Source organism: Nostoc sp. JL23, from assembly GCF_017115065.1.
GTDB classification, from domain to species: domain Bacteria; phylum Cyanobacteriota; class Cyanobacteriia; order Cyanobacteriales; family Nostocaceae; genus Nostoc; species Nostoc punctiforme_A.
The window spans coordinates 21,591-35,002 of the sequence record NZ_JABXKN010000124.1 but is presented as its reverse complement, the minus strand read 5'-3'; the positions used below and the strand labels follow the sequence as shown (position 1 = coordinate 35,002).

Genomic DNA, 13,412 nt, shown 5'->3' with positions numbered 1-13,412 from the left:
TGCAAGAATATCCGCCAAGACGTTTAGATGTTTCGCGCAGTCTGTAGGAACTTTCGCCTTTCCTGTAAAAACTTCCACTTTTTTTGTAGCAACTTCTGCTTTGACCCCAGTTTTGCACTTTATTTAATCCGCATTCCTTAGTACCTTTTGATTACTTCCAAAGTAGAGGTCGCCCAATTCTTCCAAAAAAACATCGGTCTGCGATTCTGGATTACGGAAGTAGGGATGGATGGGAAGGAGTTCAGCACGAGGGCGGGTTTCCGGTGAAGACAAAATCTGCTCAAGCAAAGACAGGTAGTTTTCAGCAGTAGATTCCCAAGTGTAAGTCTTCAACACCCGTTGCTGACCAGCTTGGGCAAAATACTCCCACTCCTGAGCATCACATAGCAACCGCTCTAAGCCGCGTGCAATATCAGCAGGATCTTCTGGGTCAACAAGTACACCATATTCCTTATTTCCCTGTAGCAAGCTCTCGCTGGGGCCACCGTTCTTAGTTGCTACCACTGGCAAACCTGCGACTGCCGCTTCTAAGGGAGCAAGCCCAAAGGGTTCGTAGAGTGCCGTCAGCGCAAATACCGAGCGGCGTTTAACCATAAACCGATAGGCTGCTGCGAGTGACTCTTGAGACTGATCTGACAAACCAAAGGCACTAATCTTGCCCCACAAGTCGTTTTCTTTAACCACTTCCCGAATGGGGGCTAATACCTCTTCAGCCATGCTGTCACTAGCCTCCTCTCGTAAAGGATCGTCCAACCCCCCTGTAATTAGCATCAAGTTAGCTCGTTCCTGAAGTGTTGGACTCATTGCGAAGGCTTGCACTAACCCTAATATGTTTTTTTTCGGCTCTAATCGGCTGGATGCTAGGATTACGGGCAAATCTCGACGGGCTTCTGCAATGTCCTGTGCCAATCGCTCTTGAATGAATTCTTCGGTAGCTTCCTCATTTTCGGAACGTGCCTTTGCACCGAAAATCGAGAAATCTGCTCCCGGTGGAATCACTGCAAAGCGGTTGTCGTGGTCTACATCCACTGCACCACTATAGACTCGATGAGAATACTGTTCAAAACGTTCTTGTCGTGTACTAGTGATATTAATGGCCGAGCGATTCATGCTCAGGCGTTCGGCTAAAATGCGATATCTGAAATTAAATTGCTCATCTATTTCTGGCAGATTTTCTGGGGTGACTTCCAGTTTGTCTATCTTTTGAGCGCCGAGAGAATGAGCTGTAAAGGTAAAAGGTATGCCTGTCTCCTCTTCAATTAGAACGCCACACAGTCCTCCATCAGCGTAGTGAGCAGTCATAGCATCGGGTAAGCCACCTTGCTGTTGATAAAATTTCAAGATGTTGGGTACCCAATCAGCGACCAGATAAGGCCATAACAACTCTTTAGGGAGAAATTCTTTTGGCCCAGATGGTAAGCGGATAATGCGGACATTATCGATCCCTGGATAAGTGTCAATCACTTCGGCAAACTCTGGCCACTCCGGGTCAATGATTTTACGGGTAAGAATATCAACTTTATGACCCATTTGAGCTATGGCTATGGCGACTTGCTTAACATAGACTAGCTGACCCCCAAAATCTGGGTGTTTCGTTATATGACTATTGCCTGAATCAAAATTGCCTTGAGGGTTGAGAAATCCAATGTGCATCGCCCACTTCCTAATACAGGTTGATTTCCACTAGAGATTTTGTCTGAAGGTGGTAGCATAACAGCTTAGTGAGCTTGTTAAAAACTCCCAAGGCTGAAAAACACAGGCAGTGAGGCTGTATATAAATGCCATCAAAAAGTAAGCCAAAGGACTTTTATTGATTCCCTTTAGCTTAAACCCAGCCAGTTCGCGTATTTTCCTAATGTTTAAGTTAATCGCTACTGCGGCTGGCGCATATATACCGGATGACATAAATAGCATGGTAACTCTGAAGAAACAAGGCATGAGGCGAGTAGCAAGTGGTACGCCATCGGTTGCGTTGCTCTTAAAAAATACAAGGGAAAATTACTTAATCTACCTAACAACACTACGGTTTAAGGCTTAAAATCAGGTAAATTAACTATTGTTTCCAAAAATGGAAATTGAGTGTAGTGTATTTAGGCGAATTTTTTATAGCTGTCTTTTAATTTTTATCATCAGTCAATACAAATAAGCTTGAGTCATGTCAACGATAGACCATGAATCTTGCGCTGTAGAAAAGGCAATCTTAAAAAGCTTTAATCGTCAATCTCTACTCTCCAACGATGATTCGGGTTGGAGCGGTATCCTCTTCCAGTTCACTCATAGCATCAGCGCAAGTGCATTGCCAGAAGAGATTGTCTTTCCAGAGAATGCAATTCATATTTATACAGATATGCCGTCTGACTACGTTGTGGAAGCGCGAATTAATGGACGGTTGCAAAAAAGCTCCCTTATCACAGGCCATAGTCTGATCATTCCACGCAGCACAAGGTTTGAGAACGGAGAGGGAGGGATTCGAACCCTCGTTAAGTTTCCCTAAACAGACTTTCCAGGTCTGCGCCTTAAACCGCTCGGCCACCTCTCCAGGTGTCACAAGTTACGATCATACTATAGAATCCCAGAAAATGCAAAGATAAAGAAAGATATTCTAGATTGAATCTGATAGTCCTAATCCCAAAACACAAATCCAGATGTCCCGTACATACACAATTAAAGTTCGCGATCGCGCTACTGGCAAAACATACACCCTAGAAGTGCCAGAAGACCGCTACATCCTACACACTGGCGAAAAACAAGGGGTGGAACTACCGTTTTCCTGCCGCAACGGGGCTTGCACCGCTTGTGCTGTGAGAGTGTTGTCAGGAGAAATTTACCAACCAGAAGCGATCGGCTTGTCGCCAGATTTACGTCAGCAAGGTTATGCCTTGTTGTGTGTGAGCTACCCCCGTTCTGACTTGGAAGTGGAGACGCAAGATGAAGATGAAGTCTACGAACTCCAGTTTGGACGCTATTTTGCTAAGGGGAGAATTAAAGCGGGTTTACCCTTAGATGAGGAATAAACAATTCAAAATCACCAAATTTCTGATGCCTGTGCGTCTTGGTGAGTGGGTGCAAAAAATAGCTATTTTGGCTTGTTTATTGCTCTTGGTGAGTTGCCAAGGCAAAAACCAGCTGCCAAATAATGAAGCCCAGGTAAAAGTAGCACGGGTAGTTAGTGGGCAAAGCTTGGAAGTGTTAGGCATGGCTGAACAACCAAATTTGATTTCCCAAGTGCGATTAGTGGGTGTTGATGCACCAGATTTACGACAGCGCCCTTGGGGGGAAGCAGCAAAAGAACAGTTAGAGAATCTAATTGGTGGTGTAGAACAATCGGTAACACTGGAGTTTGATTTAGAAGCAAAAGACAAAATTGGGCGAACTCTTGCTTATGTGTGGAAAAATAAGGTGTTGTTGAATGAAGAATTAGTCAAACAAGGGAATGCAATGTTTGTGGGGCGATCGCCTAATCATAAATATGACCAGCGTTTAGAACGTGCCCAACAATGGGCTAGACTCATGGGGCAAGGAATCTGGAACCCAGAAAAGCCCATGCGCCTCACTCCCGCCGAGTTTCGCCGCCAAAATCTTTAATTAGTGCTGAGTGCTGAGGGGGAGAGTGGGGGAGTGAGTAAGTGAAAAAGAAGTAATAATCAATGCCCCATACCCCATGCCCCATGCCCAATGCCCAATGCCCAATGCCCAATGACAAATGCCCCATGCCCAATGACAAATGACAAATGACAAATCTACAAATTTTTCTAGATATTGCTACAGAAGCGGCACTAGCTGCTGGTGCTATTTTGCAAGGTTACTTGGGTAAGTTAGAAGACGCAATTATTGAAAAAGGACGCCCTGGTGATTTAGTCACGGCTGCTGATAAAGCCTCAGAGGAGTTGATTTTAGAAATTTTGCGTTGCTATTTTCCCCAGCACTCGATCCTCGCTGAAGAATCAGGGAAATTAGGTAATCAACAGAATGAGTACCTCTGGGCAATAGATCCTTTGGATGGCACAACCAACTATGCTCATCAATACCCATTTTTTGCCGTTTCCATCGGGCTGTTAATTAATGGCATTCCCCAAGTTGGTGTAATTTATGACCCATTTCACAATGAGCTATTCCGTGCTGCTGCTGGCTTAGGAGCAACGCGTAACCGTCAGCCCATCAAGGTTTCGGTGACATCTGAACTGAGTAAAAGCCTACTAGTAACAGGCTTTGCATACGATCGCCGTGAAACCTCTGATAACAACTACGCAGAATTTAGTCACCTCACCCATCTTACCCAAGGAGTTAGACGTAGCGGTTCGGCATCGCTAGATTTGGCGTATGTTGCCTGTGGACGTGTCGATGGTTACTGGGAACGGGGACTTTCTCCTTGGGATATTGCCGCCGGGATAATTTTGGTACAAGAAGCTGGGGGCAAAATCACCGCCTACGATGGCACTGCTGTCAAAATTGAGTCAGGTAGAATCCTTGCCACAAATAGTTATATTCACGACTCCCTCAGTAGCGAACTTTTACGGGTTCCACCACTGTCAGCTTGGGTGTAGCAGATGGGGGCTTTACCCCAGACTTTGGGTAAACTAAAAGCAATCTAACTGCTCCCTTGGTGCAAAAACTATATATGTCTTTCAAAATAGATCGTGGACTATTTAAATATGATTTCATAGATCATCACGCAGTGCTGTGCGTTCCAGTTGATGCCGATGTCAAAGAGATTCGCAAACGCTATCTCCAAGTCGCCCGTCGTTTGCACCCAGACAGTAGTCTTACTGAAACTGCTGCTCAAAAACATCTTGGTAACGAACTGTTATCAAAGTTGGTTAACCCAGCTTACGAAAAACTTGCTGCCGATCGCACTCGCACTGAATATATTCTAATTTTGTCGCAAATTGGCAAGCGCCTGCTACAAGAGTCTACTTCGGTAACTCTCACCACCGACTTGGCTAAACAGTTAGTTGAGGCGGCTAATATCGATCATTTCTATAAAACTGCGATCGCCAAACTAGCCCAAACCCAATATGATTCTTTAGAACAAGCGCTGCAAGTGATTGCCCAAGCTAGTGAGTTGAATTTAGTGTATTTAATGCGGAGTGCGGGTAAAGCATCCGCAGCACCGCCACAGGCTCAATCCAAAGCCCAATCAGGTACGCCTCAGCCAAATACACCAAAAAATACACCACCAGCACCAGCACCAGCTCCATCAAAAGAAGACTTGATTCTAGAACAGTATATTCGTCGCGCTCAATCTTTGATTGACAAAAACCAATTTGCCCAAGCCAAAGTAGAGTTGCAAGATGCCCTGAAGCTAGAACCGAAAAATAGTCGCTGTCATAGCTTAATTGCAGTGGTGTATTTAAAGCAAAATCAGCTAAAAATGGCAAAAATCCACTTTGACAACGCTCTAAAATTAGACCCCAGTGACGAAACGGCTCTGCAATGGAAACCTAAAATAGATAAGGCTTTAGGACAACAACCTAGCGATCATAAGGTGACTTCATCCCCCAATAATGGAGATAAGCAACCAGATAAATCTGGTAGTGGTTTGTTCGGTGGTTTGTTTGGTGGGAAGAAAAAATAATGGTGTATCAACCAGCAGCGGGAGCCAGGGATTTATTGCCCTTGGATGTGGAGAAAAAACGCTGGATTGAAGATCGGTTACAGCAGGTGTTTCATCGCTGGGGATATCACAGGATTATCACCTCGACTTTAGAACGGATGGATACCCTGATGGCGGGGGAAGCAATCCAGCGTCAGATGGTGATTCAACTACAACAAAATGGTGAAGATGATGAATTAGGGCTACGTCCAGAATTAACAGCATCTATTGCTCGTACTGTTGTCACTCGGATGGCTGGTGTCACTTATCCACAACGGTTGTATTACAACGCCAATGTGTTTCGCCGCACTTGGGAAAGTAGGCATAATCGCCAGCAAGAGTTTTATCAAGCTGGGGTGGAGTTGTTAGGTACTGGCGGATTGCTGGCAAATGCCGAAGTACTGCTGTTAGTAGCAGATTGTTTAGCAGCATTAGGTTTGCAGGGATGGCATTTAATTTTAGGTGAGGCGGGAATTACCCGATCGCTCCTGAGTGCCTTTCCTGCTAATTTACAAGATCAAGTTCGCAGTGCGATCGCTCATCTTGACCGCATCACCATAGATAATTTACCCCTAAGTGACAAACTGCGCGATCGCGCCCAAATCATCATGGATTTGCGTGGACCAAGTGCAGACGTGTTGCAAAAAGTTAGTAGTTTGGATTTAGATGAAGAACAGCGAGAGGCAGTGAATAACCTCAAATCCCTAGTAGAATTACTAGAATCAGAGAAAAAATTTCCGTTAATCCTCGACCTCAGCCTAATCCAAACCATAGACTACTACACTGGTATCGTCTTTGAAGTTGTCAACGATACCGAATCCCAAGCCAGAGTTTTAGGGCGTGGCGGTCGCTATGACCAGCTTTTGGGGCTATATCATCCTCAAGGAGAAAACATTCCCGGAATTGGTTTTGGACTAAGTATCGAAGATTTATACCAAGTTCTGTTGTCTACCCAGCAATTACCACAGGAAACTCCCGCGAGTGACTGGTTGGTAGCACCGGAGACAGCTAGTGCTAACGCCGCCGCCTTTGTCTACGCGCAAAAACTCAGAGATTCTACTGATTTGGTGCGAGTAGAAATTGACTTGGGGGGAAGAGATGCAGAGGCGATTCGCCAATATGCAAGCGATCGCGGCATTGCCCAAATTGCCTGGATCAAAGCTGATGGCTCACCAAAAATAGAACCATTACTTTAATGGGCATGGGAAAAGAGGCAGAGGGGCAGAGGGGAAAGACTTACTGCAACTTCTCCCCTGCTCCCCTGCCCCCCCTGCTCTCCCCCTCCCCTGCTAGTCTAGAAATAGCCGATACAGAAGAGAGGGAATCGAGAACATGCCGCATACAATTGTTACAGAAGTCTGTGAAGGCGTTGCTGACTGCGTAGATGCCTGCCCAGTAGCTTGTATTCATGATGGCCCAGGCAAAAACACCAAGGGGACTGATTGGTACTGGATTGATTTTGCCACTTGCATCGACTGTGGTATCTGTCTCCAAGTTTGCCCTGTAGAAGGTGCGATTCTTGCAGAAGAACGACCAGAGTTGCAAAAAACTCCGTAATAGTCCATAGTCAACAGTCAATAGTCAATAGTTATGTTTGACTTGACTGTTGACCAATGACCAATGACAAGTGACCAATGACAAATGATTATTTATTAGAAGTTCAAAATGTTCACGCTGGATACATCAAAGATGTAGATATCCTGCAAGGTGTGAATTTTCAGGTTGCACCAGGGGAATTGGTGACAGTGATTGGCCCCAACGGTGCAGGTAAATCTACTTTGGCAAAAGCAATTTTTGGGCTTTTGATACCCCACACAGGCACAATTACCTTCAAAGGTGAAAATATCGTGGGGCTAAAGTCCAATCAAATTGTCCAACGAGGAATGTGCTACGTACCGCAAATCGCCAATGTTTTCCCCTCTCTGAGTGTTGAAGAGAATTTGGAGATGGGTGCTTTTGTGCTTAACGTTCCCCTGAAACCAATTAAAGATAAAATATTTACTATGTTTCCCAGACTAAGCGATCGCCGTCGTCAACGTGCTGGTACTCTCTCTGGAGGAGAACGCCAGATGCTAGCGATGGGCAAAGCTTTGATGTTGGAACCTGGTTTGCTGATTTTAGATGAGCCATCTGCTGCTTTGTCGCCGATTTTGGTGACACAAGTGTTCGAGCAGATTAAACAAATTAATCAGGCAGGTACTGCGATCGTATTAGTAGAACAAAATGCCCGTAAAGCTTTAGAGATGGCTAATCGTGGATATGTATTAGAATCGGGACGTGATGCGATCTCCGGTCCTGGTGAAGAATTGTTGAATGACCCGAAAGTGGGTGAGCTATATCTGGGAGCAGGTAAGAGACATTAACCCTTTTTAATCACTCTTGCCCCATTCAACATAACACCAGCTCAATATCGGAGCTTCACCAGTCTATAGCGATGACTAGGTTGGGCTGCGCCGACGCTATCTATAACTAATACAAAAGCCATAACACTACCTGCCACTGCCGCGACCGTCGTTTTCGATGCTCAAAGAATTCTCCCTAATAATCCGTTTCTAATCACATCTACAGCTAGTCGAGAAGCAAAACAGGACATTCATTCAGGAAAAACTGACAAAAACGTAAATTACCCAGATTTACCAAAATCCCCATTCGCAATGACGCTCGCAAACTCGCTAACGCAATTCTGAATTACGTCATGGATGGGTATTTAGACCCCAACCATAAATTAAATGTATGGGTATCAAAAAAATATATCAGTCGAATTAAAGAATCTGGACGGACTATTCGCCGTCATAACAGTTTTTTTATTGGATTATTAGTTGCCGAATTATTGATACTAAATCCTAACAAGCGTAAGTCTTACCAACAAGGAGAAAGGGCGATGAGGCTTATTTTATCTGCACGCCTAGCCCAAGTTGTAGCCCCCTAAGCTTGCACAGAGACGTAAAGGACACAGAAAGAAACTCTCTGGATTCTCCGCGCCTCTGGGACTATTTTTATCTTGGGCGTCCCAATGTAGTGATATATAAAACAGCTTCATCAGCAGGAATACCCAAAACTTCATTTACTTGATCGTCAAAGAATCCACCGATACCACTAACACCTACATTCAGGTGCATTGCCGCTAAATTTAGGCGTTGTCCCAAATGGCCGGCATCCATGTGCAAGTAACGGTAAACGCGATCGCCATATTGTGCGATCGCAGCTTTCAAATCGGCTGTGTGAAATAACACCGCTGCTGCATCCCGCCCTAATTCTTGTCCTAAACAGAGAAAATGTAACTCTCGCCGAAAGTTTTTAAACCGAATTTGGCGTAATTCTTGGGCTTTGGGTGCGTAATAGTAACAACCCGCCTCCAGTCCTTTGACTCCGCAAACAGCAATGAATGTTTCGATTAAATTTAGATCGAAGTAGTCTGGAGAAATATCTAAGCTTTGGTCAATGTAATTTTGCGGTTGGTAAGTAAAATCGAGTAAACTTTTCAATTCATCGAAGCTTAAATCATCACCATTGTAAGCGCGGGTAGAGCGTCGCTTATACATAGTGCCTTCCAGTTCTGATAGTTTTTGTCCCCAGTTTATAGGTGCGGTGGTGGTGGGAATTTTTAGACAGAAAGGAAAATTGTATTTATCCTCCAAAGATTTTTCTTGTTTAATAGTTGGTAGATTAAGATTACCAGTTACACCTGACTGGATCTGCGTGTGTCGATGGAAATATGTTAGTAGTTCGCCATCAGGGATTTGAGGATAACTGGTTTCGGTGGCGGAAGGTAAAGCAGTACATCCCAATGGCAAATTTTGATTCACGTCTAACAAGTCTGCCAGCGGTAAGACAGCGATCGCACCTTCTTGTTGCGGATCGATATAAAGCAGATCGTTAACTGATTCATCCACAAAACCGCCGATTAAATGGGGGCGATAGTCAGTAATCGCAGCAGCTAACTCGATATTACCCAGCAGATGTCCCGTATCCAGAAAAATCCGCCGATAAGCCCGATCTTCATACCGCCACGCAGAACGGTAGAATACCGCAGTCACAATAATTGCCAGTTGAGTATTTTCTAAAGAAGGATGCCAGAAACAAGCTGCTTGGAGGGTTTGCCAAACATCGCTTTCCCAATAATGCATGAGAGAATGAGTTCGACACTGGTAGTTATATAGACCAGGCGGCAACAACGACGTACCACGAGAAACCACATAAACCTCAGCAGGGTATAATCCGCCTGCACTGGGAGCAGCGCGTAAATACACTGCACTACCCATAGAAGGCATTTTCGCCGTCAATCCATAACTGCGAAACAGTAGCCGTGAAAGTCTTTGCCACCATAGAGCATCTGGGTTATTAGCGTAAGCCTCTGCTTTTTCTTGGATATAGGGTTTGAGATCAAAAGTAGAGCCAATTTTGTACTCTTTAAAGGGGACTGGCTGTTTAGTCCAGTCTAAGCGCTGACTTTTGGAAGCGAGAGTCTCAGGGTTGTATTTAGTCCGTTCGTGATAATGCTGGGCAATTGATTGGTGTAATTCTGGCATAGTACTTTTAATATCCTTGGGGCATCCTTTTCTTGATCTTGGCATTCATTAGCCTCATTGTTTCGTGTCAATTGGTACAATCCTCAGAGTCATAAAGTGGTAAATGGTAACAATTGGATTGGGCATTGGGCATTGGACATTGGACATTGGGTATGGTTATTCTCGTTGTCCCCTGCTTCCTCTGCTCTCCCTGCCTCCCCTGCTCCCCTGCCCCTCTACTCCCCATCTTCTTCCGCAGTACTATATAAACGCAAAACTATCTACGCCTGGATGTGCAATGATGCCTGTACGTCAAACTTTATCAAAGCCTGATACCCAACTTTCTTATTTAGAATGGAATCAAGGTCAAGAACCTTTACTGCTGTTACATGGCTTAGGCGATCATGCTCTAGTGTGGTCTAGTTTAGGAGATTACTTGGCGGCGGATTACCACATAATTGCGCCAGATATGCGCGGACATGGTCAAAGTAGTAAACCAGAGATAGATTATAGCTTTGAGAGTGCGATCGCAGACCTTGAAGCACTCATGGATAGTCTTGGATGGACTTTTGCCCATATTGTAAGTCACTCGTGGACAGGCAAATTAGCTGCTATCTGGGCAAGACAAAACCCAAAGCGTTTACGGAGTATAATTCTCGTCGATCCGATTTTTATCTGGAAAATGCCCAGTCTTTTCAGGGTAACTTTCCCAATGTTATATCGCTTCTTGCCTTTTCTTAAAAGCATGGGGCCCTTTCCCAGCTACGAAGAAGCCGAACAACAAGCACGGCAATTAAAGCAATATCAAGGATGGAGTTCCTTACAGCAGCAAGTCTTCCAGGCAGGAATAGAACAAAAACCCGATGGGACTTGGGGCAGCAAATTTACCATAGCCGCCCGCGACGGAATTTTTGAGGCAGTCATGCAAGTGCCAGGTTTTACAATTCCCCTTGACACCCCTGCCCTCTTCGTCCAGCCAAAACAAGGACTGAACCGCCAAAATTGGCAAATTCAACCCTACAAAACTTATCTTCAAAACTTACGTATCTGCCAAGTTCCCGGCAATCATTGGCCGTTTTTGACACAACCAGAGACATTTAACCAAACTGTGGCAGCTTTCTTGGCAGAACACAAATCAAAAATCTCATGATTATTTGGACGGGATTAGTCATACAGCAACAGAAGAATTAATAGGAGCGATGTCTAGGGGAATTGGGAATTGGGAATTGGGCATAAGAGGCAGAGGGGCGGAGGGGCAGAGGGGAAAACTTACTGCAATTTCTCCCCTGCTCCCCTACTCCTCTGCTCCCCTGCTCCTCTGCTCCCCTGCTCCCCTGCTTCCCCACTCCCCACTCTCCTGTCATGAGCCTTTGTATCAACCCTGTTTGCCCGAAACCAAATCACCCAAATAATCATCAAAACCGCTTTTGTCAAAGTTGTGGTTCCCATCTAGAATTGCTAGGGCGTTATCGAGTGACGTGCCTGTTGAGTGAGAAAACAGGTTTTAGTAAAGTTTATGAGGCATACGAGCAAGATACTCCCAAAATTCTCAAGATACTCAAAGAGGATTTATCAGGCGACGCCAAAGCAGTAGAACTATTTCAGCAAGAAGTAACGGTGTTGGGAAAATTTAAGCATCCTGGAATTCCCAAAGAAGATAGTTACTTCCAGTATCAAACCCGAAATGGTTTAGTGTTGCATTGCATTGCAATGGAAAAAATTGATGGCTACAACTTAGAACAGTGGCTACAGCAGCAAGATAACCCCATATCCCAAGAACAAGCCATAGATTGGTTAAGACAGTTGATAGAAATTTTAGATGTAGTACATGGCAAACAATACCTACATCGAGATATTAAGCCATCTAACATCATGATTAGATCCCCCCTTGAGCAGGGTTGGGGGAATCTAGTACTGATTGATTTTGGCACCGCCAATGAAATTAATAAAACCTACCAAGACCAACTAAGCAACGACGACAAGATGACAGCACTGATGTCATCTGGCTACAGCGCCCCAGAACAAATGAATGGTCAAGCACTACCACAGTCAGATTTCTTTGCTTTGGGACGCACTTTTGTATTTTTGCTGACAGGATACCATCCTTTGGAGATGTATGATGTCCAGCAAAATTTGTTGCACTGGCAAAATCATGCTATCCATATTTCACCTTTACTATTGAATTTAATTGATTGGCTAACAGCCTCAGATATAGAAAAACGTCCTGCCAATACTGAAGAAATTTTGCATTCTCTAGAAGAAATCGAAACTCAATTAACAGAAACGACTCCGACAAATAGTAATATCCTAGAATCTTCTAACCTTGAACATTTACCTGTAGATATTAATAACAACTTATTGTCTCCAAATAAGCAACCGGAGAAAGTGCCGTTGTTAGAATTCTTTGCAGTTCTTTTAGTTGCATTAGGATTACTTAGCATAGTAACTTTAGCAACGCGAAAATCAGATTTTTCTGAAACATCTTATTACAGACAATATCCAGAGAAAAAAGGTAATATTGATTACTTCTCTTATCAAGAAGGCAGGGATAGTCAAGGAAGGATTGCTGAGTTTAATATAGCAGTTTTATCACTAAAATATAAATGGCTTTTAGGTAGCAACTTTCAAATTAAATACAATGATGAAATTATTAGTGTTGACCTTTTAAAGTTGAACTTAGAACAAGAAGATATAGAGAAGATAATGGAAGCTCCCAATGAGATTATCTCTGTCGGCACAGCTCCTTGTAAAGGTGATACATCAGTTCAAGAACGTGTGGCTTTAGAACGTTCTAAACAAATACAACTTTTGGTTAAAAAATTATTTATTAATACACCAAGTGTCAAAAGTTATCGCTTATTGAATTTGGGTCAATTTCAACGGAGTGATTGTCAGGGAAATCAGGATTTAACTACCTATCAGACAAGTGTGATCATTATTGGTGTTAAAAGAGAATCATCAGGTGTCATTCTTGACGAGGCGCTACGGAATCGATTAGCAAAGAAGCCTTTTGCTGATTTTAAATTAGAAGATTATTCTTTAGGATCTGCACAGAAGTTTAAGACTATACCAAGCAATTTATAAAATCTCTAGCAAAATAAAATCTGTACATAGGCATATCTCTTACGGCTAGAGCAGCAGATATCAGCGCCAAGCGATTAATCAGCCCTATAAACAAACAACTGTTGCCTGTTTGGGATGAACCCGCTATTTACTTATTTGTCTTTGTTGACAAATTACTAGTAGCGTCTTCCAGACTAACTAGGACGGTTATTCGCACCGTGAGTTTTTAGGATGATTTGTCAAAATTA

12 protein-coding genes, 1 tRNA gene and 1 pseudogene are annotated in these 13,412 nt (G+C 43.8%); 11 read left to right on the top strand and 3 right to left on the bottom strand.

Annotation, left to right across the window (positions count from 1 at the left end; all coding sequences use genetic code 11):
• Positions 1 to 123: 123 nt before the first annotated feature.
• Positions 124 to 1,653, bottom strand: a complete 1,530-nt coding sequence (locus tag HWQ42_RS24975; protein ID WP_292816936.1) for a glycosyltransferase — start codon at positions 1,651 to 1,653, stop codon at positions 124 to 126.
• A 502-nt stretch (positions 1,654 to 2,155) separates the two neighbouring features.
• On the opposite strand from HWQ42_RS24975, the gene HWQ42_RS24970 reads away from it, so the two are divergent.
• Positions 2,156 to 2,494: a hypothetical protein gene (locus tag HWQ42_RS24970; RefSeq protein ID WP_292816935.1), complete on the top strand. Its 339-nt coding sequence runs from the start codon at positions 2,156 to 2,158 to the stop codon at positions 2,492 to 2,494.
• On the opposite strand, the gene HWQ42_RS24965 is transcribed toward HWQ42_RS24970, so the two are convergent.
• Positions 2,455 to 2,539: transfer RNA gene (locus HWQ42_RS24965), tRNA-Ser, on the bottom strand. The two genes, HWQ42_RS24970 and HWQ42_RS24965, sit on opposite strands and share 40 nt — an antisense overlap.
• Before the next feature lie 106 nt (positions 2,540 to 2,645).
• Here HWQ42_RS24965 and HWQ42_RS24960 point away from each other — a divergent pair.
• The 8 genes and pseudogenes from HWQ42_RS24960 to HWQ42_RS24925 form a co-directional block, all read left to right on the top strand.
• Complete coding sequence (locus HWQ42_RS24960) at positions 2,646 to 3,014, top strand: 2Fe-2S iron-sulfur cluster-binding protein (RefSeq protein ID WP_292730577.1); 369 nt, start codon at positions 2,646 to 2,648, stop codon at positions 3,012 to 3,014.
• A complete protein-coding gene (locus HWQ42_RS24955; protein ID WP_292816934.1) occupies positions 3,004 to 3,585 on the top strand; it encodes a thermonuclease family protein in 582 nt (193 codons plus the stop codon). Before HWQ42_RS24960 ends, HWQ42_RS24955 begins: the two co-directional genes overlap by 11 nt.
• Before the next feature lie 146 nt (positions 3,586 to 3,731).
• The gene (locus tag HWQ42_RS24950; protein ID WP_292816933.1) at positions 3,732 to 4,544 is read left to right on the top strand and encodes an inositol monophosphatase family protein; all 813 of its coding nucleotides are present in this window, start codon (positions 3,732 to 3,734) and stop codon (positions 4,542 to 4,544) included.
• A gap of 74 nt (positions 4,545 to 4,618) precedes the next feature.
• Positions 4,619 to 5,575, top strand: a complete 957-nt coding sequence (locus HWQ42_RS24945) for a J domain-containing protein (protein ID WP_292816932.1) — start codon at positions 4,619 to 4,621, stop codon at positions 5,573 to 5,575.
• Complete coding sequence (locus HWQ42_RS24940) at positions 5,575 to 6,789, top strand: ATP phosphoribosyltransferase regulatory subunit (protein WP_292816931.1); 1,215 nt, start codon at positions 5,575 to 5,577, stop codon at positions 6,787 to 6,789. The genes HWQ42_RS24945 and HWQ42_RS24940 overlap by 1 nt, the downstream gene beginning before the upstream one ends.
• A 136-nt stretch (positions 6,790 to 6,925) precedes the next feature.
• Positions 6,926 to 7,150, top strand: coding sequence for a ferredoxin family protein (locus tag HWQ42_RS24935; RefSeq protein WP_094353237.1), 225 nt, complete (start codon positions 6,926 to 6,928; stop codon positions 7,148 to 7,150).
• A gap of 77 nt (positions 7,151 to 7,227) precedes the next feature.
• Positions 7,228 to 7,956 (top strand): ABC transporter ATP-binding protein, encoded by a 729-nt coding sequence (locus HWQ42_RS24930; protein WP_099102504.1) that lies wholly within the window; start codon positions 7,228 to 7,230, stop codon positions 7,954 to 7,956.
• A 380-nt stretch (positions 7,957 to 8,336) separates the two neighbouring features.
• A pseudogene (locus HWQ42_RS24925) lies at positions 8,337 to 8,522 on the top strand (hypothetical protein); the annotation flags it as partial.
• A gap of 67 nt (positions 8,523 to 8,589) precedes the next feature.
• Here the strand turns inward: HWQ42_RS24925 and HWQ42_RS24920 are convergent.
• On the bottom strand, positions 8,590 to 10,122 hold the full coding sequence (locus tag HWQ42_RS24920; RefSeq protein WP_292816963.1) for a SagB/ThcOx family dehydrogenase: 1,533 nt from the start codon (positions 10,120 to 10,122) through the stop codon (positions 8,590 to 8,592).
• Positions 10,123 to 10,402: 280 nt separating this feature from the next.
• Between HWQ42_RS24920 and HWQ42_RS24915 the strand changes: the two genes are divergently transcribed.
• Together HWQ42_RS24915 and HWQ42_RS24910 are read left to right on the top strand one after the other, a co-directional pair.
• The gene (locus HWQ42_RS24915) at positions 10,403 to 11,251 is read left to right on the top strand and encodes an alpha/beta hydrolase (protein ID WP_292816962.1); all 849 of its coding nucleotides are present in this window, start codon (positions 10,403 to 10,405) and stop codon (positions 11,249 to 11,251) included.
• Positions 11,252 to 11,463: 212 nt separating this feature from the next.
• A complete protein-coding gene (locus HWQ42_RS24910) occupies positions 11,464 to 13,185 on the top strand; it encodes a serine/threonine-protein kinase (RefSeq protein WP_292816930.1) in 1,722 nt (573 codons plus the stop codon).
• Positions 13,186 to 13,412: the final 227 nt, after the last annotated feature.